Annotated in this window: 21 protein-coding genes and 3 tRNA genes; 3 read left to right on the top strand and 21 right to left on the bottom strand. The window is 45.8% G+C overall.

What is annotated here, in order from left to right:
• Positions 1–226: 226 nt before the first annotated feature.
• The 3 genes from QVE09_RS21365 to QVE09_RS21355 all read right to left on the bottom strand — a co-directional run bounded on the left by QVE09_RS21365 (position 227) and on the right by QVE09_RS21355 (position 3,122).
• Positions 227–394: a hypothetical protein gene (locus tag QVE09_RS21365; RefSeq protein WP_156946186.1), complete on the bottom strand. Its 168-nt coding sequence runs from the start codon at positions 392–394 to the stop codon at positions 227–229.
• A gap of 76 nt (positions 395–470) precedes the next feature.
• Entirely contained in the window at positions 471–932 is a 462-nt protein-coding gene (gene dtd, locus QVE09_RS21360) for a D-aminoacyl-tRNA deacylase (RefSeq protein ID WP_315938405.1), read from the bottom strand.
• Positions 933–944: 12 nt separating this feature from the next.
• Positions 945–3,122, bottom strand: coding sequence for a RelA/SpoT family protein (locus QVE09_RS21355; RefSeq protein ID WP_062835889.1), 2,178 nt, complete (start codon positions 3,120–3,122; stop codon positions 945–947).
• 373 nt (positions 3,123–3,495) lie between these two features.
• On the opposite strand from QVE09_RS21355, the gene uraA reads away from it, so the two are divergent.
• A complete protein-coding gene (uraA, locus tag QVE09_RS21350; protein WP_315938404.1) occupies positions 3,496–4,812 on the top strand; it encodes a uracil permease in 1,317 nt (438 codons plus the stop codon).
• 154 nt (positions 4,813–4,966) lie between these two features.
• Here the strand turns inward: uraA and QVE09_RS21345 are convergent, their stop codons facing one another.
• The 6 genes from QVE09_RS21345 to QVE09_RS21320 form a co-directional block, all read right to left on the bottom strand.
• A complete protein-coding gene (locus QVE09_RS21345; RefSeq protein ID WP_017686780.1) occupies positions 4,967–5,479 on the bottom strand; it encodes an adenine phosphoribosyltransferase in 513 nt (170 codons plus the stop codon).
• A gap of 37 nt (positions 5,480–5,516) precedes the next feature.
• Complete coding sequence (recJ, locus tag QVE09_RS21340) at positions 5,517–7,925, bottom strand: single-stranded-DNA-specific exonuclease RecJ (protein ID WP_315938403.1); 2,409 nt, start codon at positions 7,923–7,925, stop codon at positions 5,517–5,519.
• A 40-nt stretch (positions 7,926–7,965) separates the two neighbouring features.
• Positions 7,966–8,925, bottom strand: coding sequence for a cation diffusion facilitator family transporter (locus QVE09_RS21335; RefSeq protein WP_315938402.1), 960 nt, complete (start codon positions 8,923–8,925; stop codon positions 7,966–7,968).
• A 72-nt stretch (positions 8,926–8,997) separates the two neighbouring features.
• Positions 8,998–9,906, bottom strand: coding sequence for a protein translocase subunit SecF (gene secF, locus QVE09_RS21330; RefSeq protein WP_091027615.1), 909 nt, complete (start codon positions 9,904–9,906; stop codon positions 8,998–9,000).
• On the bottom strand, positions 9,896–11,146 hold the full coding sequence (secD, locus tag QVE09_RS21325; protein WP_315938401.1) for a protein translocase subunit SecD: 1,251 nt from the start codon (positions 11,144–11,146) through the stop codon (positions 9,896–9,898). The genes secF and secD overlap by 11 nt, the downstream gene beginning before the upstream one ends.
• A 91-nt stretch (positions 11,147–11,237) precedes the next feature.
• Positions 11,238–11,477 carry a post-transcriptional regulator gene (locus QVE09_RS21320; RefSeq protein WP_036617497.1) on the bottom strand — a complete coding sequence of 80 codons (240 nt, stop codon included), beginning with the start codon at positions 11,475–11,477 and terminating at the stop codon, positions 11,238–11,240.
• 227 nt (positions 11,478–11,704) lie between these two features.
• On the opposite strand from QVE09_RS21320, the gene QVE09_RS21315 reads away from it, so the two are divergent.
• Positions 11,705–13,339, top strand: coding sequence for a putative polysaccharide biosynthesis protein (locus tag QVE09_RS21315; protein ID WP_315938400.1), 1,635 nt, complete (start codon positions 11,705–11,707; stop codon positions 13,337–13,339).
• A gap of 3 nt (positions 13,340–13,342) precedes the next feature.
• On the opposite strand, the gene QVE09_RS21310 is transcribed toward QVE09_RS21315, so the two are convergent.
• Entirely contained in the window at positions 13,343–14,056 is a 714-nt protein-coding gene (locus QVE09_RS21310; RefSeq protein ID WP_315938585.1) for a YetF domain-containing protein, read from the bottom strand.
• A 228-nt stretch (positions 14,057–14,284) separates the two neighbouring features.
• On the opposite strand from QVE09_RS21310, the gene QVE09_RS21305 reads away from it, so the two are divergent.
• Entirely contained in the window at positions 14,285–14,677 is a 393-nt protein-coding gene (locus QVE09_RS21305) for a TIGR04086 family membrane protein (protein ID WP_315938399.1), read from the top strand.
• Positions 14,678–14,802: 125 nt separating this feature from the next.
• On the opposite strand, the gene yajC is transcribed toward QVE09_RS21305, so the two are convergent.
• From yajC to QVE09_RS21250, 11 genes are all read right to left on the bottom strand, one after another.
• Entirely contained in the window at positions 14,803–15,114 is a 312-nt protein-coding gene (yajC, locus tag QVE09_RS21300) for a preprotein translocase subunit YajC (RefSeq protein ID WP_074096232.1), read from the bottom strand.
• A 67-nt stretch (positions 15,115–15,181) separates the two neighbouring features.
• A complete protein-coding gene (gene tgt / locus QVE09_RS21295) occupies positions 15,182–16,318 on the bottom strand; it encodes a tRNA guanosine(34) transglycosylase Tgt (protein WP_036616872.1) in 1,137 nt (378 codons plus the stop codon).
• Between the two features lie 43 nt (positions 16,319–16,361).
• Positions 16,362–17,390, bottom strand: coding sequence for a tRNA preQ1(34) S-adenosylmethionine ribosyltransferase-isomerase QueA (gene queA / locus QVE09_RS21290; RefSeq protein WP_315938398.1), 1,029 nt, complete (start codon positions 17,388–17,390; stop codon positions 16,362–16,364).
• Positions 17,391–17,396: 6 nt separating this feature from the next.
• The gene (locus QVE09_RS21285) at positions 17,397–19,502 is read right to left on the bottom strand and encodes a SpoIID/LytB domain-containing protein (protein ID WP_397387077.1); all 2,106 of its coding nucleotides are present in this window, start codon (positions 19,500–19,502) and stop codon (positions 17,397–17,399) included.
• A gap of 86 nt (positions 19,503–19,588) precedes the next feature.
• Positions 19,589–20,599 (bottom strand): Holliday junction branch migration DNA helicase RuvB, encoded by a 1,011-nt coding sequence (gene ruvB / locus QVE09_RS21280; protein WP_062836164.1) that lies wholly within the window; start codon positions 20,597–20,599, stop codon positions 19,589–19,591.
• 55 nt (positions 20,600–20,654) lie between these two features.
• Positions 20,655–21,269: a Holliday junction branch migration protein RuvA gene (gene ruvA / locus QVE09_RS21275; protein WP_315938396.1), complete on the bottom strand. Its 615-nt coding sequence runs from the start codon at positions 21,267–21,269 to the stop codon at positions 20,655–20,657.
• On the bottom strand, positions 21,266–21,769 hold the full coding sequence (gene ruvC, locus QVE09_RS21270) for a crossover junction endodeoxyribonuclease RuvC (RefSeq protein ID WP_017686765.1): 504 nt from the start codon (positions 21,767–21,769) through the stop codon (positions 21,266–21,268). Before ruvC ends, ruvA begins: the two co-directional genes overlap by 4 nt.
• A 308-nt stretch (positions 21,770–22,077) precedes the next feature.
• The gene (locus QVE09_RS21265; RefSeq protein ID WP_076320342.1) at positions 22,078–22,770 is read right to left on the bottom strand and encodes a BofC C-terminal domain-containing protein; all 693 of its coding nucleotides are present in this window, start codon (positions 22,768–22,770) and stop codon (positions 22,078–22,080) included.
• Between the two features lie 203 nt (positions 22,771–22,973).
• Positions 22,974–23,047: transfer RNA gene (locus tag QVE09_RS21260), tRNA-Pro, on the bottom strand.
• Positions 23,048–23,054: 7 nt separating this feature from the next.
• Positions 23,055–23,133: transfer RNA gene (locus tag QVE09_RS21255), tRNA-Leu, on the bottom strand.
• 16 nt (positions 23,134–23,149) lie between these two features.
• A tRNA-Arg gene (locus QVE09_RS21250) sits at positions 23,150–23,226 on the bottom strand.
• Positions 23,227–23,256: the final 30 nt, after the last annotated feature.

The raw sequence follows: 23,256 nt of genomic DNA, 5'->3' as shown, positions 1-23,256 counted from the left end.
AATCGGGTCTTGCAGTACATTGGCACTTCGTTGTGCCTCGTTTTGTTATTACCCTCACCAGAGCAATTTATAACAATTCGATGTAATTTCATTTTGTAACGAAGTCGTCAAACGAATACTTAAAAAGATCAACTCACGACAAAAAGTCCTGATTCGGTAAGGAATCAGGACTTTTTCAGAATCTGTATAATCCAAATATCGGATATTTATATCCCTGTGTAAACATTCAAGATCGCGGAAGATGACTTTGCTTCCCTTTGTCCGAATCCTGAAGTGCCCAGATCGTTGCAACATACTCAGCAGCCGAACGGGCAAGGTGCAATGATTCATACAGGTTGCCAGGGAGTAACAAAGGTTCTGTACGGGTACGTGTTTCTTTCGCAGATTGGCGCATAATTGGATGGATACTCCTTTGATCATGAAATAGTCATCAACGAATTATCCCTCATTATGGCCTGAACCCCATGAAATTATGCACGTGGTTCCTGACGAACCGGACTTTCAAGCATCAAAGTCACGGGTCCCCAGTTGGTAAATGTTACATCCATCATCGCTCCGAAACGACCGGTTTCAACCTGAATACCTTTATCCCGTAATAGTTGATTAAACGTTTCATATAACAGTTCTGCCGCTTCAGGTCGGGCCGCAGCCGCAAAGCTTGGACGCTTTCCTTTGCGACAATCTCCGTACAGGGTGAACTGGGAAACAGACAATACAGCACCGTCTACATCAAGCAGGCTGAGATTCATCTTCTCCTGATCATCCTCAAATATCCGTAACCCACTAACTTTGTCAGCCAGATACTGGGCATCCTTCTCGGTGTCCTCATGGGTAATGCCTACGAGCAGCATTAATCCGGATTCGATCTTACCTGTCAGCTCGTCTCCCACGGTCACCTGAGCCTCTTTACAGCGTTGTACAAGCACCCTCATCTTACAGGCTCCTTACTGCATAATCCGATGCACCGAATAGACATCTTTCACACGTTTGATCCGTTCTACAACGGATTGCAGATGATCCGTATTACGAATCAGAATTGTGACGTGCACCAATGCTAATTTATTTTTATCTGTCCGTCCTGTAACGGCAGATATATTGGTTTTACTTTCAGATACAGCCTGAAGTACCTCGTTGAGCAAGCCATTCCGATCATGGCCTGTAATCTCAATATCCACACTGTAACTCGCTTCAATATTCTCTTCCCACTCGACCTCAATCACACGTGCTGCTTCTTCTCCGTCTGCACTTGTCGGGATATTCGGACAGTCACTACGGTGTACGGAAACGCCGCGTCCGCGTGTAACGTATCCGATAATGTCATCCCCAGGTACAGGATTACAGCATCGTGCGAATCGGACAAGCAGATTATCAATGCCTTTGACACGAATACCGTTGGTTGGTCGATTTCTGCGCTCAGGTGCAGGTTTCAGCTCACGCATCTCGGAATTTAATTCCAGCAAACTGGACTCTTCCTGCTCTTTACGCAGTTTTTCCGTTGCTTTGGTTACAATCTGTGCAGCAGTAATCCCACCGAATCCAACAGCCGCAAGCATGTCATCAATATCGTTAAACGCATATTTTTTGGCAGCTTCCATCAACTTGTCATCCGTCATCCACGCAGAAGGATCAAGCCCCATGCGTTTCAGTTCACGCTCACAGCTATCCCGACCTTTTTCAACGTTTTCTTCACGGCGTTCCTTCTTGAACCATTGCTTGATCTTCGCTCGTGCATGAGATGATTTCGCAATTTTTATCCAGTCCTGGCTCGGTCCGTAAGAATGTTTGGACGTCAAAATTTCGATGATATCACCTGTCTTCAGGTGGTAATCGAGCGGAACAATTCGACCGTTCACTTTAGCACCAATGGTCCGATTACCAACCTCCGTATGGATTCGATAAGCAAAATCCAAAGGAACAGAGCCAATCGGCAATTCGATGACTTCTCCTTTTGGCGTAAATACAAATACCAGATCCGAGAAGAAATCCATTTTGAGTGACTCTACGAATTCTGATGCATCCTGTGCTTCATTTTGAAGTTCAAGAATTTCACGGAAAAACGTAATCTTATCTTCAAAATGATTTCCGTTCGCAGCGCCTTCTTTATAGGCCCAGTGGGCAGCAATACCAAATTCAGCAGTCCGGTGCATATCCCATGTCCGGATCTGTACTTCCGTTGGTTCGCCATTGGGACCAACTACTGTTGTATGCAGCGATTGATACATATTCGCCTTCGGCATCGCAATGTAGTCTTTAAAGCGTCCAGGCATCGGTTTCCATAACGTGTGTATAATTCCCAGGGTAGCATAACAATCCTTGATATTATCCACAATAATACGAATGGCAAGCAGATCATAAATTTCGTTAAACTGCTTGTTTTTGGTGGTCATTTTCTTGAACACGCTATAGATATGTTTCGGGCGGCCCGAAAGGTCTGCCTGAATTCCCATCTCATCGAGCTTGTTCGTAATTCCATCCATAACCGTATCAATATATTGCTCACGTTCCGCACGTTTTTTGTGCATCAGGTTTGCAATTCGGTAATACTGCTGCGGATTCAAATAACGGAGGGCGATGTCCTCCATTTCCCATTTGATTGCAGAAATACCCAAACGGTTTGCAATCGGACAGAAAATCTCCAACGTTTCGTATGAAATCCGACGTTGGCTTTCTTCCGACTGAAACTTGAGTGTCCGCATATTATGCAGACGGTCAGCCAACTTAATCACGATGACACGGATGTCCTGCGCCATGGCGATGAACATTTTGCGGTAGTTCTCGTTCTGCTGTTCTTCCTTGGAGCGAAACTGAATACGTTCCAGTTTCGTCAAGCCGTCAACAAGCATGGCACACGTATTGCCGAAATGATTGCGGATCTCTTCAAGTGAGACCGTAGTATCCTCTACTACATCATGAAGAAGCGCTGCTATTATGGAGATGGTGTCCATCTGCATATTCACAACAATGTCGGCAACCGCAAGCGGATGCAGAATATACGGTTCTCCCGATTTTCGCGTCTGTCCATGGTGAGCCTGATCAGCAAATTCATAAGCTTCTCGTATGCGCACCAGATCGGGTTCTTTGATATATGCCCCGGCCTTCTCGAGTAATTGCTCTATGCCCATTCTGATCTGTTCCGTGTCCTTTCTATACCAAATGGAACCCGTGACAATGCTGCAACACAGGTTCCCCGTAAAAGTAATTTCCTATAATTATGACGCTTCACCCGTTTCCCGTCAACTGCTGACGAATAAGAGCGCTTATCCAATTTTTATATTCGTGATCTGTATTACTTCTAACCCATTTCCCTATGACGCACAGGGGATTGAATGTATTTCTTATTTCTTATGTATTATTGCCGTTATTTGCTGAAATAGAAGGAAAATTCATGAAAATATAAATCCCATCGCTCTGCTACGTCAAAAATGTTATTGCTTAATTAAGAGAAACTCTGTAATCTATTGAAAGTTTGTGTTTCGGAAAAGGAGATGAAATTCATTGCAACGCGAAATTCAGGTTAATCAAAAGATGCCACTTGGCTCAGGTTCACTGCTTAGCCTTCAGCATTTGTTCGCCATGTTTGGCAGTACGGTGCTTGTACCGAATCTGTTCGGTGTAGATCCAAGTATGATCCTGCTGATGAACGGAATTGGAACATTGTTGTACATACTGATGTGTAAAGGAAAGATCCCCGCATACCTTGGGTCCAGTTTTGCCTTTATTGCTCCTGTCACAATGGTATTAAAACAACATCCAGAGAATGGTTACTCCATGGCACTTGGAGCTTTTATCATAACAGGACTTGTTTTCTGTCTCGTGGCCCTCATTATTAAATTTGCGGGTACCGGATGGATTAACGTAGTCTTCCCACCAGCGGTAATGGGCGCCATCGTTGCTCTGATCGGTCTGGAGCTTGTACCCGTTGCAGCGCAAATGGCCGGATTGATTAATTCTGATCCTATTGCTAACCCCAACTGGGCACCTCAGGCCAAACCCATTATTTTATCCATGGCCACGCTCGGAATCACTGTCATTGGGGCCGTAACGTTCCGTGGATTCCCCAAAATCATTCATATTCTCATCGGGATTGTAGTCGGTTATATCCTTGGCTATTCTATGGGTCTGGTTGATAAACAGGCTATTGGCAACGCAGATTTCATCTCACTACCTACCGTAACAACACCTACATTTGACTGGTCCGTTATTTTCACCATTTTACCTGTAGCGCTCGTGGTTATTGTAGAACATATTGGACATTTGCTTGTAACGAGCAGCATTGTGGGCAAAGATCTCTCGAAAGACCCTGGCCTTCATCGTTCCCTGCTTGGTAACGGGGTCTCCACCATTCTGTCCGGGTTTGTAGGATCTACTCCCAATACAACCTATGGTGAGAATATCGGTGTTATGGCACTGACTCGTGTCTACTCCACATATGTCATTGGTGGTGCAGCGGTTATTGCAATCGTACTCTCCTTCTCAGGAACATTCTCGGCACTTGTAGCCAACATTCCTGTGCCTGTTATGGGTGGGGTATCCCTGCTTCTGTTCGGGGTTATTGCAGCATCCGGTCTGCGTATTCTGGTTGAACAGAAAGTTGATTTTGCCAAACCGACCAATCTGCTGCTTACTACACTTGTACTGGTCATCGGACTAAGTGGTACAGAAGTTACTTTCTACGGCGTTCATCTAAAAGGGATGGCACTGGCAACCATCGTCGGAATCCTGATGAGCTTGTTGTTCAAAATGTTTGAAGTACTGGGTTGGTTGAATGACGATTCGCAAAAACAGCCTATCACTGAAAAAACGCCTGATTAATTTCCATCGTATACACATCAAAAAGCCTGTTCTCCCAAACCTTTACGGTTGGAAGAACAGGCTTTTTGATAATCATTAATGCTGTATATTATTTCCCGGGAAACGGAAAAAGCAATTCATGTTTCATCACAGCGGTACATGTGGAGATTTCAGCTTAATAGTTCATCAATGTGAATACATCGATTTCAGGCAATTTAGCACGACCATTCAGATCAGACAGCTCGATCAGGAAGGCAGCACCGACAACTTTCCCACCCAATTGTTCAATCAAATTGATGGAAGTTGCAATCGTTCCACCCGTTGCGAGCAGATCATCTGCGATCAGGACATTTTGACCTTTTTCAATCGCATCTGTGTGCATCGCGAGTGTATCCTTGCCATACTCGAGATCATAACCAACTTCAATCGTCTCTCCAGGCAGTTTTCCACTTTTGCGAATCGGAGCAAAACCGACACCAAGAGCATATGCCAGAGGGGCGCCCACAACGAAACCACGTGCTTCAGGTCCAGCAATGACGTCAATTTTGAGATCAGAAACCATCACTTTCAGTTCATTGATCGCATTGCGGTACATTTCTCCATCTTTCAACAATGTTGTAATGTCCTTAAAGCTGATTCCCGGTTGTGGAAAGTCAGGAATGACACGAATATAATCTTTAAAATCCAAAATAATCTCCTCCTAAAATAAATACACAAACTTCCATCTAAGATACGCCCTTCATCCGGGATATCATCCATTGTGTCAGTTGCGGTGTGGCTGCATCCAGCATCACCTGTTCTATCTCGGCCATGTTTTCGAGCGCCTGATAGTGACGTGAAGCGGTTAGTTCACGCTTAGGCGGGTTATCCACAAACGCAATTTTGCCGTTATCACGGGTAATGAAGGATAACTCTTCGAATACATCCAACATCATCGTAATCATGCGCGGCGAACAACCACACTGACGACTGAGCACAGGAGTAATCTCTTGTTCCTCCACGGGTTCAGCTTTCCATTTCAACACCTGCATATAAATACGCTTAAAGAGTTCTCTGGAAGGCATCTGAAGGCGATCTCGGCGGTTGCCTGATCCGTGCAGAAGGATGATATTCTCAGCCCCACTGAACAAAGCCAGCATGGCATCAAGTTGTTCCGGGGTTTCCGGCGTATCAAACACAAATAACGTCCGGACTTGTTCCTGTCCATAATGCTCTGCAGCAGCATTACACGGAAATAACCCGACCTTTCTATCATATACCCAAAGGCAAGGTTCATACAATGAATTTCCCTCGGAAACATCTGTTTCTTTCCGAACAATAGCACCAACAGAACCTGATTTATATCGCAGATGCACCTCAAGTGAGCTCAAGAAATGCTTCATTGCATTCAATGGCTCGGCATTACCACGCAGATCAAACACTTGGACCTGAGGAACATGAATGTCCTGAAGCATCAGTTGAGGTTTTCTCATCCCATTCCATTCATTGATGGACAGTTCTCCCATCACATCAATAACGGAACCTGGGAGAAGAAACTCTGCTAACGCTCCCTTGCCAAAAGCGACGGTTTCCAGTTGCTGACCATCCTGTTCCAGAACCAGTTTCAGATGGCGTTTCTCCCGTCCCATTGTTCTGGTTTCCTTCACAGTCACACTCCTCAATACAAACCGCGGCGAAGGATTGCTCATCCCGAAAGGCTGCAATCTGTCGATCTCCTGGATCACTTTCAGCGGAACATCACTGATTCTGCATTCATCATCCGCAAGACGCTGAGGTACAAAATCCTCTTCAGTCAACACAGATGCGGCAAACTCATTCAAGCCAGCCTCAAGTTCTTCCAGCTGATCCCGATGCAAGGTCATACCTGCTGCTGCAGGATGCCCCCCGTAATGATCCATAGTGTGTTTATTAACTGTGAGCGCCTCATAGATATCCAAGCCCTCAATGGAGCGCGCAGAGCCCTTGCAAATACCGCTCTCTGGATCGATCCCAAGGATAAGTGTAGGTCGGTAATAACGCTCCAGCAATTTGGAAGCCACAATACCAACCACTCCGACGTTCCAGCCCTCACCAGCCAATACGATTACATCTGGAACGGATCCTGAACGAAGCTGTATCTTTTGTTCCAGCTGTGCAGTTGCTTCTTGTAATATGCCCTCCACGACTTGCTGCCGCTCTCGATTCAATAGATCAAGCTGGCCGGCAAGCGTATGAGCTTCATCCAGATTCTCGGTGGTGAGAAGGGATACCGCTCTCCCGGCATGATCCAAACGTCCACTGGCATTAATACGAGGTGCCATGGCAAAGGCAATATTAATTGAAGTCACCTGACTCTGATCCACACCACTGATTTCCAGCAATGCACTTACACCAGGAAGACGTGAACCACGCATCGATTCTATTCCATAACTGACGATAACCCGGTTCTCCCCTTCCAAAGGCATCAGATCGGCAACGGTGCCGATGGCTGCAATCTCCATCCATTCACCGGGCACTTCCCCGATTAATGCCTGAGCGAGCTTCAAGGCTACTCCCGCTCCAGCCAAACCTTTAAAAGGATACGGACATCCCGGAAGTTTAGGGTTAATCAGAGTAAAGGCTTCTGGCAAAATTTCAGGCGGCTCATGGTGGTCTGTCACAATGACTTCGATGCCCAGCGTTGCCGCATAGGCAATCTGTTCAACAGCACTGATTCCGGTGTCCACGGTAATTATCAATGAAACGCCTTGTTGATGCGCCCAATCCAACGCATGGTTGTGCAATCCATACCCTTCATTCGAGCGATGAGGGATATATATATCGTACGAAGCCCCAAGATGACGCATCAAATGTATCATGAGCGATGTGCTGGATACGCCATCGGCGTCATAATCCCCGTAAATCAAAATATGTTCTTCCCGCTCCAATGCCAGCTTGATTCGTGGCACAGCTTCATTCATGCCGAGTAACAGATAGGGATCATGCATCTGATTCAGGTCAGGATGCAAAAAACGTTCTGCCTCCTTCTCATTGTGCACTCCTCGACTCACAAGCAAACGTCCAACAAGGGGGGAAACGGAAAGCGCCTGCGAGAGTCCCGCAGCCGCCTCCAAATCGATATTCGGTGTATTCCACCGGTATTGCGAATAAAGCAATGATAACGCTCCTTTCCTGATCTACTGGACCCGCGCTTCACTACTGAATTAATGTCGCTTCGTGATCGGGCAGTTCATGATTGGATTTATAAGGATAGCCTGGATCATAAGGTATCGCTTGGATCTGTACTTCTTTCACATGACTGAAACGGGTGAGCAGTAGTGTCTTGGCCCGATTAGCAATCTCCTGTGCTTCCAGTATAGAGATCCTCGGATTGACACTAATGACCAGCTCAATCGTAACGTCATGTTCCTGTTCACGTGCAACCAAATGCTCAATGGTAATGATGCCATATACCCGCTGTACGGTCTCTTTGAAATCTGACGCTTCTTCCTGCTCCAGTTCCTGAACGAGTGAACCATAAACTGTGTCCACAATCATTCGGTAACCCTTGTGAAGCACAAAACAGGAAGCAATCAACGCTGCCGTGGGGTCCAGGTAAAGCAGCATGCTCAAACCCGTCTCTTCCCCAGCCATTGATCCTATAATACCGATTAACACGGTGAGGGAGCAATAGAGTGCACGGCGATGTTGCTGTGCATAGGCCAGCGCCTGAGACTGGTTTCGTTTACGGAAATATCTGTACTGAAATTGAAAAATCGCTTCTTTTACAGCCAGAGCTGCAACAGCCACCAAAAGTACCGACTTGCCGGGTGCTTCCGGTTCACTTCCGGAGAGACTACCCAATGCGGAGATAGCAAGCTGTAATCCACCCATGAGGATCAGCACAGATAACAATACTGAGATTCCGGGTCTAGCAACACGTGAATGTTCTTTAAACCGTTCCCTGCGAGCCTTGCTCTTATCGCGTACAGACTTGGAGGGAAAGAGACCAGCCAGGGCAGAACTAGCTTCAGAAGCAGAATACAAGCCGTCAGCGAGCAATGATTTGCTGTTTGCCATATAACCTACTCCCGCTTTGATCACCGCAAGTCCCATATTACCAGCAATACCACTCCATGTGGCAGCCTGAGCAGATGGGATATGTTCTCTGGTCATGAATATTCCCCCTTAATTCTGTACATAAAGTTGCAAAACCGCGCCTGGCAGACGCGGCTCACAATAAGATGTTTAGTTAGATTCTTTAGCTACTGTTTTTGGCTTTTCCACTTGTTTACCTTTGAGCATCAGCCATAGTGGAGCGGCGATATAGATTGAAGAATATGCGCCGAACAGTGTTCCGATAACCATCGCAAGCGAGAACATGCGAATGGATTCTCCACCAAATATGAACAAACAGATTGAAGCTGCAAACACGGTGAATGTTGTATTCAGGGAACGTGTCATCGTTTGAGCCAAACTGCGATTGACTACCTCACGTAGGTCGGCTTTGGTTGTCTTTTTGGCAAAACGCAGATTCTCACGAATCCGGTCAAAGATAACGATCGTATCGTTGATAGAGAACCCGACAATGGTCAATACTGCAGTAATAAAGGTCAGATCCACTTCCAAACGGAAGATGGAGAACACACTTATTACAACAAATGCGTCATGGAAGAGCGCGATAACCGCAGCCAAACCAAAGCGCCACTCGAATCGGATCGCAACATAGATCATGATCCCGATACTTGCAATGAGTACCGCGTAGATCGCGTTGCGCTCCAATTCTTTGGCCATCTCTGGATCAACAGTATTTACTTCATAGGAAGCCGATGCATCCAGTTTGGTAAATTCCTGTTTAAATTTGCTCTCTTGGGTCTCATCCAATTCATTGGAGAAACGAACATTTACACGGTCAGCCCCCGGTGTAATGGTAACATCACCCTCATCAACACCGATGTCCTTAACGATAGGTTTAATCTGCTCCGCTGTGATTGCTTTGGATACCGAGATATCCACATTCGATCCAGCACGGAAATCAACCGCGTAATTCAAACCCAAAGCCAGAATGCTGATGATCCCCGTAATCGTCAGAATAATCGAGAAGATATAGGCAATCTTACTACCTTTAACGTAATCAAAATTCCAATTAAAGCGCACGAATTTCACTCTCCTTCACTCCGAAGTACTTAGGCTTCTTCAACACGTTACCCCGTACAAGCAGGGTCAACAGGAAGCGGGAGAAGAAAATATTCGTGATAATACTGGTGACGATGTCAAAAATCAGCACGAGTGCAAACCCTTTAACCGCACCTGTTCCCAAGAAGAACATAACAGCCGCAGCAATAATGGTTGTGATGTTGGAGTCAATGATCGTACGGAAGGAATGTTTACCACCCGCTTTAACTGAAGACAATATCGACTTACCACTGCGCATCTCTTCTTTAATCCGTTCGTACGTGATGATATTGGCATCCACCGCCATCCCTATACCCAGGATAAACGCCGCAATACCTGGAAGGGTAAGCACGAATTCTCCTAAATAGAAAATCGCAAGTACCAGCCACGTATGTGTGATCAAGGCAAAACTCGCAATAATACCAGGAATGCGATAAAGCCCAATCATGAACACTAGAATAATAACGGAACCAATCAATCCCGCTTTAATCGTCTGATCCAGAGAAAGCTTACCAAGTGTTGCACCAACACTTTGTGAATACTTCTCTGTAAGTTTCAGTGGCAATGCACCCAGGTTAATGGTGTCACGAAGCTGGTTTGCTTCATCACGTGTGTAGGCACCCGAAATCTGAGCGGAACCATCTGTCAACTGTTGTCTAACGGTTGGAGCAGAGAGCAGCTCATCGTCCAAATAAATAGCGAGAGGTTGTCCAATCAAACGTTTGGTAATCTCGGAAAATTTGGCTTTGTCTTTCACTTGAATGTCAATCATCGGCTCATTCAATTGAGTGAACACAACTTTGGCTGCATTCTCAACAAATTCATTTCCGCGAAGTTCGATTTTGGTGTACTCGCCTTCCTTGTCATTATCAGCTTTACTACGGAAGGTCAAAACAGCCGGTTCTTTCATTTTGGCTCTAACTTCAGCCTCATCCGTAACCCCTGCCAACTTCAATCGAATCCGGTTGCTTCCTTCAGTGGTTACCTCCGGTTCACTTGTTCCGAGCGCATTGGCGCGGCTTTCAAGGCTTTTGGCCGTTTGCACCAAAGATGCTTTGGTGACTTGTTGACCTGCTTCGAGCGGCTCTGCTTCATATAAGATCTCGTAGCCTCCCTTTAAATCAAGGCCCAAGCGTATATTTTTGAGCAGTTCCGGGCTTGTTCCCACCATTACCCCTGTGGTGACAAGCACGACCAGAATGAAACTGATAATTCTTTTCATGCCGTTCCTAGATCCCCTTTCGTTCTCAATATTCCTATTATAGCGATGCCGTAAAAAGCAGTCAATTTTCAACAAAAAAGATCCCTTTCGTCTAGAAAGAGGACCCCCGGTATGCAGACACGGTCATAAAGTTCATAAAGCTTGTTGCTTTCAGTGACAAAATGTCGTTCACCAGCTGGTGAAGCGGTGGAATGCCCTGTTTTTCATATTTATGACTGACGCAATTCCAGACATCTTTGCTGGTGACATATTCGTAACCGACAAGCCTTAATTCCTCCGCTTTGCTACGGCAGAGCATCTCTATTGACTGTTCCAACTCCACATCATTCATTTCTTCCAACGGGGAGCCTCCCTTCGTACATCCAAGCCTTTATGCGGCATCAATATTACATGATTCGACTTCGCCTGATCATATTCCTTCTTGCTGATTATGGTTCTTTTTGTTAATCGTGTCCAAGTTGTCATGAGAAGATAAAGGACTGGCATAGGATGAAGAACAACGGCTTTGTCCCGTTTATGTTGATAGCCTGTACTTTCAACCGGGAAAGAGGGGTAGTCTTGAAGAAACAGACATTTATCCAGGGGGCCATGATCCTGCTCGCGGCAGGCATAATTAATCGAATACTTGGTTTCATCCCGCGCATTGCGCTGCCACGAGTCATCGGTGCAGAAGGTGTTGGCATCTACCAATTGAGCTATCCCTTTTTTATCGTACTGGTGACATTAATTACGGGTGGTATTCCGCTCGCCGTAGCCAAGCTCGTAGCCGAAGCTGATACCGGTGCCAATCGTTATTCCCCCCAGCGAATCCTGCAAGTAAGCTTAAGCTTTACGTTGACCCTGGGTGTTGTATTCATGTTTTTGTGCATCCTATTTGCACCCTGGGTTACCAAGTACGTGCTCACAGATGAGCGGGTGTACCATACGTTCGTTAGTATGAGCCCCATGATTGCCATTATCGCCGTATCTGCTGTCTACAGAGGGTATTTCCAAGGTAAGCAAAACATGATGCCTACTGCGATTTCATCCATTGTTGAAACCATCATTCGTATCGTCTGTGTCATTTGGTTTGCCTGGCTTCTCCTCCCCCACGGTATTGCCCAAGCTGCTGCTGGTGCCATGCTGGGCGCGCTCGTTGGAGAATTTGGCGGTATGCTTGTACTCTTGTGGAAGTATAACAAGCAAAAGAAAGAGTTACCGCTCGCTATGCAACAGAACATGTCTAATCTCACAACCACGCCTTCAGCCAAACCTTTAAACCCAATACCTTCAGTTCTTAAAGAAAATGGTACTCCACAGCCCGGATTAATCCGGCGTTTGCTTGCAATCTCGATTCCTGTTACAGCAGGCCGATTGGTTGGCTCCTTGTCCTATCTCGCCGAAACCATCGTTACTGCCCAAAGTCTGGCTCTGGCGGGCATATCCAAAGGACTTGCTACAGCACAATATGGTGCATTACAAGGTATGATTATTCCTCTACTGCTGCTACCGGGAGCACTAACCTCATCGCTCGCGACATCACTTGTGCCTTCACTGTCTGAAGCTTCTGCTCAGGGAGATCGCGCACTGATTCACAAAAGAATGCATCAGGCATTACGTTTGGCACTTGTGACAGGTGCTCCGTTTTCTGTGTTTATGTATGTGCTTGCCGAACCGATGTGTCTTGTTCTGTATAATGATGCATCGATTGGAAGCATGCTGAAGCTAATGGCTCCTTTTGCTTTGTTCATTTATATTCAAGCCCCTCTTCAAGCTGCATTACAAGCTCTTGACCGTCCAGGTAAAGCATTGCTAAATACGTTTATCGGTGCTGTTATCAAAATCACGTTAATTTTAACGCTTGCTTCCCGGCCTGAATATGGCATCTTTGGTGCAGTCATCGCCATCTGTGTGAATTCTACTGTAGTTACCCTGTTACATGCCCAAAGCGTACGCAGTTTGTTACAGTTCCGCTTCAAAATGATGGATTGGGTCAAGACGGGTGCAGGAATGTTTATCATGGGAGCAGCGACCCTACTCATATACGAAGAGACTGCGATGATATTGCCCTTCTGGTTCCGGATGCTCCTCGCTCCTTTGGTCGGGCTTATCGTGTATTTTATCGTCATGGGCTGGACCAAAATGATTGATTTTCATGATTTATCCCGTGCTCCTTTGATAGGTTCATGGTTCAAGCGTCGGTCAGGCAAATGATTTTTATTTTTTATCATCTTTTGGGCTGACATATATCTTCCCATTGTGGTCAATAGAGCATATAAATACATCTTTGAAATCCAGAATTCCGTTATGTTGAATTTGATTTTTCAGCCAAAATCTCGTTTTCTGGATGATCTCCAGATTCTGATCTTGGACCTTTCCGTCCATAATTAAGGGGAGTGGCAGACCTTCATATTTGATATTTGGAAATCCGTCAATCTGATTTTTTCCTGTTTTGGATTTACTGGAAGAAGCCCCTTCTGAATCAGAGCCAGAAGAATTGCTGTCGTTGGAAGCATTCTCATCCTTTGGAAAAACGGTCAGCTTACCTGTGGTCTCCAAAATGGCGAAATCAACCTCACCGATACTGTCTATATTCTGTTCACGGAGTTGTTGTAATAGATCATCCAGATTATATCGTTGCTTTCGCATCTCATCTCGGAGAAGAACACCTTTGGAGATCAAAACAGTAGGTTTGCCATCAATCATTAGACGAAGACGCCGACTTTTAAGACCAATAAAGGCCATTCCGATCTGTACAATGATCAAGGTAAGCATGGGTGCAATCCCGTGAGAGAGCGGTTTATCAATATCTTCAATGACAAAAGCAGCCATTTCAGCAAGCATGATGGACACAACAAGATCAAACATGGATAGCTTACCTATCTCACGTTTACCCATAACCCTCATTGCACAGTACACCAGAAAGTACATGAGAATGGTTCGAAAGATATGTGATCCGACATCTGGGAAGTTCACAACAGGGGTCCTCCTTCGAAACTGAGTTTTTAACAGTTAGCTGGGTAGTGCAATCCCTATTTTGACCTGAACCTTACAGGCTCATGCAGAAATAATCCGTTCATTTAATGGAAAACAGTTCATAAGTCCGAAGGCTTGACCATACACTGTATTAACTTATAACTTGTACAAGGGGGTTGCTTCATGCAATTGATCCGCCGCTTGGTTTCGTTTCGAGTGTCCAATCCGATTCTGTCAGGCCTCTGTCAGGCTTTTGTATGGATGTTTATCGGGGCATTAATTCTCTCCTTTTTTCTCTGGATGAGCGGAATGCGGGAACAGGACCTCTCGTTGTATACCTATGTTGTTCATGGCTTATCGTTATTGGTCGGTGGTTTTGTCGCAGGCAAACGCTCTGGTGAAAAAGGATGGTACTACGGAGGGATTACCGGAATTGTATATGGACTCCTTGTTCTATTGATCGGATTTCTCGCGCTGGATGCTTCGATTAATTGGAAAGATAGTTTACAACTGCTTAGCGCTTTCTTCATTTCAGCTCTCGGTGGCATGTTCGGCGTTAATACGCATCGCTCCTAGCTGACTGGTAAAGAACATCGACCTTCTTTTATAAAACAAAAAAGAGAACCGGGTCTCCAGGGAGATCCGGTTCTCTGCTAGGGAATACGCCACAAACGTATCCTCATTATTCTATGTTACAGTAACTATTCAACAGCCGTATCACGAGCTACAGCCGTGCTGATTGCATTACGGTCAAACGTAAGCTTAGTTACATCGTTTACACGCAATACAACCACATCGTCCGTAATCTCAGCGATCGTACCGTGAAGGCCACCAATCGTTACAATTTTATCGCCTTTTTTCAATTGGCTCAGCATCGAATTCCGTTGCTTTTGCTTTTTGTTCTGTGGACGAATCATCAAGAAGTAGAAAATTGCAACCATGAGTACCAAAGGTACAATCAAAGATACGATTCCACCGCCTTGCGCTCCTGCTAGAGTCATTCCCTGAAACATTCAAACTCCCCCTTATCGACTATACATACAGATATTGCTTGTTACGCCGGTTTCCTTAGAACCTCAATCAGAAACCTTTGTCATTGTCATGAAGACCATATTGATCGAAAAATTCATCCCGGAAATCAAGCAAACGATCTTCCATAATGGCTTTACGTACATTACGCATCAAATTCTGCAAGAAATGAAGATTATGGATCGTTGTCAAACGCAGGCCAAATGTTTCATCTGCTTTGATCAAATGACGCAGATAAGCTCTGGAATAGTTGCGGCAAGTGTAGCAATCACATTCAGGATCTAATGGTCCAAAATCAGTTGCAAACTTGGCATTGCGAACTACCAGACGTCCTTGACTGGTCATCGTTGTTCCGTTACGGGCAATCCGAGTAGGCAGAACACAATCGAACATGTCCACTCCACGAATAGATCCCTCAATCAACGCATCGGGCGAACCTACCCCCATCAAATAACGTGGTTTATTGGACGGCAACAAAGGTAACGTATAATCCAATACACCATACATCAAATGTTTCGGTTCTCCAACACTCAGTCCACCAATAGCATACCCCGGGAAATCCATGGAAGTCAAATCTGCGGCGCTCTGACGGCGAAGATCTTCATGCATGCCTCCCTGTACGATGGCAAACAAACCTTGGTCATGCGGACGAGCGTGACTTTCGAGACAACGTTCTGCCCAGCGGCTCGTTCTTTCGAGTGATTTTTTGACATATTCATATTCAGCCGGATACGGTGGGCATTCGTCAAACGCCATCATAATATCGGAGCCAAGTGCATTCTGGATTTCCATCGCCACTTCAGGAGAAAGGAACTTCTTGTCTCCATTCAGGTGGGAACGGAAGTTAACGCCTTCTTCAGTAATTTTGCGCATCTCGCTGAGAGAAAACACTTGGAATCCGCCGCTGTCCGTCAGGATTGGACGATCCCAGTTCATGAACTTGTGTAATCCGCCAGCTTCACGAATGATTTCATGTCCTGGTCTCAGAAACAGATGATACGTATTACTCAAAATAATCTGAGCATCCATTTCTTTCAACTCTTCAGGGCTCATTGTTTTTACAGTCGCCTGTGTACCTACAGGCATAAAGGTTGGTGTCTCAATAATACCGTGAGGTGTATGTACACGTCCCAGACGTGCACCGGATTGTTTGCAAGTTTTGATATGTTCATACGTAATTGCTGCCATTGGTTTTAATCATCCTCTAAAAGTTAATCGTTATACCGTTATACTAATATATCAACATGGCATCGCCGAAGCTGAAGAACCGGTATTGCTCTTGGATGGCTTCCTCATATGCCTGCATAATATGTTCCCTGCCTGCTAGTGCACTAACCAACATAACCAACGTGGATTTCGGGAGATGAAAATTCGTAAGCATCCCATCGATTACTTTAAAGGAATAGCCCGGATAGATGAAAATGCTGGTCCATCCGCTGCTCGCTTGCAGTAATCCATTCTCGAATTTACTCCCCACCGTTTCCAAAGTCCGGCAGCTCGTTGTCCCAACCGCAAAAACACGGTGTCCATTCTCTTTGGTCTGGTTAATCAGATCTGCCGTTTCTTGTGACAAAGAGTAATACTCCTCATGCATGACATGATCTTCAACAACGTCTACCGACATCGGTCTGAACGTTCCCAGTCCTACATGCAGCGTAATGAAGGCAACATTAACGCCCTTGGCACGAATCTGATCCAACAATTCATCCGTAAAATGAAGTCCCGCTGTGGGTGCAGCCGCCGATCCCTCATGCTTGGCATACACGGTCTGATACCGTTCGCGGTCATCCAAAGTCTCTTTGATATAAGGTGGCAACGGCATCTCACCAAGACGATCCAGAATCTCTTGGAAGATTCCATCATACGTAAACGTGAGTGTACGTGCCCCCATCTCGCCCTCTTCTTCAATGATTGCCTTCAGTTCATCACCAAATACGATGACTGAACCGGCTTTCAGCTTTTTACCCGGCTTAACCAGTGCTTCCCACTTGTCGCCTTCCACATTTTTGAGCAATAACACTTCCGCTTTTGCTCCGGTATCTTCTTTTGTACCGAATAGACGGGCTGGTAGAACACGTGTGTCATTCAGAATCAATGTATCGCCGGGATTCAGAAAATCAATAATATCGGGAAACGTTTGATGATTAATCTCACCACTATCTTTGTTCAAGGTAAGCAAACGGGATGCCGTGCGATCAAGCAATGGCGTCTGTGCTATCAATTGCTCTGGTAATTCAAAATCATATAAGTTCACATTCATTTAGTTTCATTCCTTAACAATAGTCGCATTTTGATAATAGTGTTTCAATATTGCCTGGTAATCATACCCTTCATCTGCCATGCCTTTGGCTCCCCATTGGGACAAGCCCAATCCGTGGCCATTACCCTGACCGATGAACATGTAGGTCTGACCCTGCGTCACCGCTCTCGCTTGACCATCACCACTCATAACTACAAGTGCATTACCGGATGATGTTCCTGCGCCAGAAGAAGACAATACAGAGGCACCATTTGAGCCGGTTTTACTGGCTGTTTTGCCGTCAGCGCCTAATACAGTATAACTTCCGGTCCCTGCAATATCAAATAAAGTGCTCGGTAATCCACCGAGCGCAGAGCGGTATGTATCGGCATATTTCACCGTCATAGCCTGTCCATTGGCAGTGACTTCAAGTGCTCTTCCGGAAGGTCCACGCTTGGTTACTTCCAAGGTTGAGATTGAAGCAGGAACAGACGCTGTCGTTTTACCCTGAAGGGATTTAACCAACTGGGCAGACGTGAAAGGCCCTCTCACCCAAGCATAGTCGTTGGATTGAGCCACTTTTGCCAGCACAACAGCTTCGTTGCCTGGATTCATTTTGGCTACAGGTTCAACAGTGGATTGAATTAACGGAATGGGACGTACATTGGTATTCTGAGCCGTTACCGTCACTTTTGCCAGTCCCGCATTGGTCTTGGTCGTTAATTCTTTGATGTTATCCTCACGAATGTACCCGCTAACGCCTGAACTGAGCAGCACATGGTACCACGTATGTAATCCTGCCTGGGCTGATGTATCCCCCGAGCTAACTACATTAGTGAAAACACCTGCTCCACCATTCCATACCTCAGAAGGATGAGCCGTCTGGCCGCCCGCATTGGAGGAGAACACAGCTTCGATGATTTTACCACCGCTCTTGACCACTTCTCCCGCAGTTGCATCCACTGCGCTGGTTACTTTATCGTTCTCCGAACCAATCCCGTTATAGGCTTGGCTGAGAGTTGTATCCACGACATTGGCAATTTTGAAACGATCACCCTGTTGAAGCGCATAGGATCGAGCGGCTACGGCTTGAACTTTCAGAGCCTCAGCAGGCCAGGAGGAATACACCTCTGCCCCTACGACAGAGTACAGGTATTGCTCCAATGGAACGACGTTTACCAACGCAAGATCACCACTTACGATGCTAATTTCCATATCTCCACGATACGTTCGCTGGGAACGTTCCACTACTTTGATCCCATTGCCATTCCCTTGTACCAATGCTTTGGATTCAGTACCTGCAATGGTGTAATGCGGAGCTGTTTTGAGTGCATCCGTACTTAATCCTGCATCTTGGCGGATGATGAGCCCTGCACTATTGTTGACAGGCGTAAGGTTTACCCCCGGAGCTTTGGCTTCCACACTGTTCTTCAATACAGATAATTCCGCATCTGTTGAAGCTTCACCCACCCATACCGCATATGCTTGGCTTCCTCCACTCAGTTGAAGGACTGGATAGACACTACTAACTCCTGCTGATAAAAGGTTGGCTTGTGCTGCCTCTGCTTCCTGAATCGAACCATAGGTTCCAGCAGACAGGCGTTTACTTCCCGTTACAGCTGGCTTTTGACCAGCCAATTGAGCTGCTGCTACCTTTTGTACTCGTGTAACAGCTTGTCCTGCCAGTGCCTCCGTTGCATAGTTGCCTGTGTAGAGCTGGTAAATGGCATTTCCATTCACAGACGTTGTGAACAGCAACGGTTTATCTGCGGTTGCCTGCAACAATTTTGCTGCTGCCGATGCTGCCTTGAAATCCGCTGTTTCCAACACCTTTACTCGAAATCCATCTGCACTGAAACGGACCTGCCCTGCCGGAAGGCTTACATTTGCGCCACTCTCTGATTGGATGCTCCATTGTCCGGCCGACTCAAGCGTAATGAGTGGTGTAGTTGATTTATACGTACTGCCCAGATTCGCAAACATGGCAATCCGGATCGTCTGTCCATCATTTCCTGCTGCGTATGCAGACACTTGCAGACAACCCACTGTCAAAAGAGCTGCCGCCAGTACCTTCAATCGACGACTCCACTTCTTCGTTCGTATTGCTTTTCCCACAATCAGACTCCTCTCCATGCATTTCTTTCACTTTATATCGGGTTAACCCGTGATTATTTCAATGTTTATGGTGAACGTTCAAATGGCATGTTCAACAGGTTCGATTATTTCCCATCTCTTGGTGGAACAGGAAGACCCAAATGATGATAGGCGAGATCTGTTACGATCCTGCCCCTTGGTGTACGCTGAATCATACCAATCTGAAGCAGATACGGTTCATAAACATCCTCGATCGTCTGACTTTCTTCACCAATCGTAGCAGCAATGGTATCCAACCCTACCGGACCTCCCCTGAAACTGTTGATCATCGATTTGAGCATCTTGTGATCAATCTCATCCAGGCCACGCGGATCAATCTGGAGACGTTGCAACGCTTCTTCCGCCAGTGTCTGCGTTATAATCCCATCACCACGCACCTGTGCAAAGTCGCGTACTCGTTTTAACAAACGGTTCGCGATCCTCGGTGTCCCACGTGAGCGCAATGCAATCTCTTCTGCTGCATCTCCCACAATTTCCACACCCAAAATTTCGGTAGAGCGTGAGACGATATAAGCCAGCTCGTCAACCGTATAGAATTCCAAGCGACTGATAACACCAAATCGGTCTCGAAGTGGAGCAGACAGCAAGCCAGCACGCGTTGTAGCACCAATCAGAGTGAATGGCGGCAGATCCAGCCGAACAGAACGTGCACTTGGACCTTTACCAATCATAATATCCAATGCCGAATCTTCCATAGCAGGGTACATGACTTCTTCAACGGTACGATGCAAACGATGAATCTCATCAATAAACAGGACATCGCCTTCCTGCAGATTGGTTAACAATGCTGCAAGATCACCCGGGCGTTCAATGGCCGGGCCTGACGTCGTTCGTAAATTAACGCCCAATTCGTTGGCAATAATATTGGCAAGTGTTGTTTTACCCAGTCCAGGTGGTCCATATAACAAAACGTGATCCAGTGCCTCATTACGAAATTTAGCAGCTTCAATATATATCTTTAAATTTTCCTTCACCTGATTCTGTCCGATATATTCATTCAGATACCGGGGACGAAGACTCAACTCAACATTTTGGTCCTCCATCATCAGGTTCGCGGAAATAATCCGATCATCCATGTTCATCCCTACCTTTTTTTGCAGGCTACAGCTATATTATAATATGCAAATTGTATTATCCCGTAAACAGCATTTGCAGCGCTTTTTTCATCAACACATCAACAGAATCCGCTGTAGTAACATCCTTTTTCAATTTGAGCCATACTTTATCAAGCTCACTGTCAGTATACCCAAGTGCCTTGAGACCTTCACGTGCCTCATCCCAGGCTGAACCACTTCCCGACTCTTCCGATGGAGGAGCAAACAAACCTGTTGCATATGCTGCTACGCCAAAACTATCCAGCTTATCCTTGAGATCCAGAATCATGCGTTGTGCAGTCTTCTTGCCGATGCCTGGCAATTTGGTCAAGAACGTAAGGTTCTCCTGGTAAATCGCCGTAACCACATGTTCTGGTGTACCTCCAGCGAGTATGCCCAGAGCTACTTTTGGACCGATACCAGATACTTCAATCAATTTACGGAACAAACGCTGCTCATCCCGTGTCACAAATCCAAACAGCAACATTGCATCCTCACGTACATGATGGTGAGTGTACACCGTAATTTCGCCTTCTTGCTTCGCAAACGCAAATGGATTTGGACAGAATACGCGATATCCCACACCATGAACATCCAGCACAATATAATCATTCTCTACATGAATGAACTGTCCTCTTAGAAAATCAATCATTTTCGCAATACCTCATTCAACTTGGAATTTAATGTATAAGAGTGTGCGTGGCACACGGCTACAGCCAATGCATCCGCTACGTCATCCGGTTTAGGAACGACTTGAAGACGCAAGAACATTTTGACCATCTCCTGTACTTGCTTCTTCTCCGCCTTACCGTACCCCACGACGGCCTGCTTGATCTGCATTGGGGTATACTCTGCAATAGGCAAACCCTTCTGTGCGGCAGCGAGTACCATGACTCCTCTAGCCTGACTGACAGACATCGCTGTTGTAACGTTCCGATTGAAAAAAAGTTTCTCCAACGCTACTGCGTCCGGTTTGTATTTATCAATCAATTGCACCATACCTTCATATACGTGAAGCAACCGTTCCTCTTCAGGGGTATGAGCTTCCGTCTGAATACATCCATATTGTACGGGTACCACCTTACTGCCGATTTTATCCACAAAACCAAAACCAACAATCGCAATCCCCGGGTCAATTCCCAAAAAACGCAAAACCATCTCTCCCTCACAAAAGCGAACATATGTATCGTTCATTTCATTATAACAAAAGATAGACCCTGCGGCAGGAAAAACTTTGTCTAACTGATTACTCGCCTTTATTCGTGAATTTTTTACATGTTTATACGTATTTTCATGTATTTCAGTTCAAACGACAAAAAGGACATCTCTTCGATGTCCTTCATCACATTCCACGTATTTTAGATTCTATCGCTTGGTTACGTAAACCACCAATGTTATTGCTATTGCCACCATCTTTTCAGTACTTCACAATCTTAATACTGTAGGTGAGGACGTTTGGATTACCCGCCATTGCGGATTAAATGATGATCTTCATCCACGGCATAGTCACTGAACGTAGAGATCACGCTATCATATTCATCCTTGTCCTGAATCCGAATACCCTGCTGCAGTTGCTCCAGCACCCCTTCAGGCAAAGAACTCTCCAACGTCCCAACATCCAATTGAAAGAACGTACGAATAACCTTCTCTTCTGCAGGCTTACCCTCGTACAAATTAAGGTTCCCTACAGCATCTATGCTGATATAAGCCTGCTGTTTACAAAGCGGTGAAAGGTCATCCACACGTTGCTTCAAATGCAACTCATCTGATGTTCCAACGGTAGCATCCCATTCCGGATGTTGAGCCAGTAACATCTTCAACTGCGGTCTAGCCATCTTGCCTAACTGCTCTGTCTCCACTCCGCAGATGTACTGTGTTTCCAGAACCACACTCGTTAAATGATCCGGATCAGAATCAAGTTGCTCCACTAACGCCTGAATCTCCTGTTCTGATCTTGTTTCCTGCGTAACAGGGCCCATCACACTGGTTGCCTCACTAAAATTAGTTGTCAGCAAACGCTCAATCGCCGATGAGATGGACAACCCGCTGTAAGCCAATATCGTAACTGCAAGCAAAGCCGCCGTCATCCATACTGTTCGTTTCCACCGTCTCCAGCGTCTCTTGAATTGTTTTCTGAAGTTAAACGTGTTCACATGAACCCCTTCTATCACTTTTTAAACCTATTGTGACCTAAAGAACAAGGCTTTATGCACAACTAACTTGTCATCTGAAGAAGGAACCCACATGTGTTAGGTTAGAGAACTTGTCATAGCGAATACCGGAACCTGTATTTATAGAATCTTATATAGATAAATATAAAAAAAACACTATCTAATTAAAGATAGTGTTTTAGAGATCGGGATGACACGATTTGAACATGCGACCCCCTGGTCCCAAACCAGGTGCTCTACCAAGCTGAGCTACATCCCGTTATATATACCGGCGAGAGGACTCGAACCTCCACGGTTTCCCACTCGATTTTGAGTCGAGCGCGTCTGCCATTCCGCCACGCCGGCAAGTTTCAAGTTATAATGGCGCGCCCTGAGAGATTCGAACTCCCGGCCTTTTGATTCGTAGTCAAACGCTCTATCCAGCTGAGCTAAGGGCGCAAATATTGGAGCGGAAGACGGGAATCGAAC

It is taken from the genome of Paenibacillus sp. ClWae2A (genome assembly GCF_032452295.1).
In the GTDB taxonomy this organism is placed as follows: domain Bacteria; phylum Bacillota; class Bacilli; order Paenibacillales; family Paenibacillaceae; genus Paenibacillus.
This window is presented reverse-complemented; position numbering and strand designations above follow the sequence as displayed.

What these genes read in the sequence shown, in the direction of transcription:
- QVE09_RS21335 (WP_315938402.1), bottom strand. Translation starts at nt 8,925, where the DNA reads ATGACCAGAGAACATATCCCATCTGCTCAGGCTGCCACATGGAGTGGT.
- QVE09_RS21320 (WP_036617497.1), bottom strand. Translation starts at nt 11,477, where the DNA reads ATGAATGATGTGGAGTTGGAACAGTCAATAGAGATGCTCTGCCGTAGC.
- QVE09_RS21365 (WP_156946186.1), bottom strand. Translation starts at nt 394, where the DNA reads ATGCGCCAATCTGCGAAAGAAACACGTACCCGTACAGAACCTTTGTTA.
- yajC (WP_074096232.1), bottom strand. Translation starts at nt 15,114, where the DNA reads ATGTTTCAGGGAATGACTCTAGCAGGAGCGCAAGGCGGTGGAATCGTA.
- QVE09_RS21285 (WP_397387077.1), bottom strand. Translation starts at nt 19,502, where the DNA reads ATGGAGAGGAGTCTGATTGTGGGAAAAGCAATACGAACGAAGAAGTGG.
- queA (WP_315938398.1), bottom strand. Translation starts at nt 17,390, where the DNA reads ATGAATGTGAACTTATATGATTTTGAATTACCAGAGCAATTGATAGCA.
- dtd (WP_315938405.1), bottom strand. Translation starts at nt 932, where the DNA reads ATGAGGGTGCTTGTACAACGCTGTAAAGAGGCTCAGGTGACCGTGGGA.
- tgt (WP_036616872.1), bottom strand. Translation starts at nt 16,318, where the DNA reads ATGGCAGCAATTACGTATGAACATATCAAAACTTGCAAACAATCCGGT.
- secD (WP_315938401.1), bottom strand. Translation starts at nt 11,146, where the DNA reads ATGAAAAGAATTATCAGTTTCATTCTGGTCGTGCTTGTCACCACAGGG.
- QVE09_RS21355 (WP_062835889.1), bottom strand. Translation starts at nt 3,122, where the DNA reads ATGGGCATAGAGCAATTACTCGAGAAGGCCGGGGCATATATCAAAGAA.
- QVE09_RS21310 (WP_315938585.1), bottom strand. Translation starts at nt 14,056, where the DNA reads ATGTACTTTCTGGTGTACTGTGCAATGAGGGTTATGGGTAAACGTGAG.
- ruvA (WP_315938396.1), bottom strand. Translation starts at nt 21,269, where the DNA reads ATGATTGATTTTCTAAGAGGACAGTTCATTCATGTAGAGAATGATTAT.
- QVE09_RS21305 (WP_315938399.1), top strand. Translation starts at nt 14,285, where the DNA reads ATGCAATTGATCCGCCGCTTGGTTTCGTTTCGAGTGTCCAATCCGATT.
- ruvB (WP_062836164.1), bottom strand. Translation starts at nt 20,599, where the DNA reads ATGGATGATCGGATTATTTCCGCGAACCTGATGATGGAGGACCAAAAT.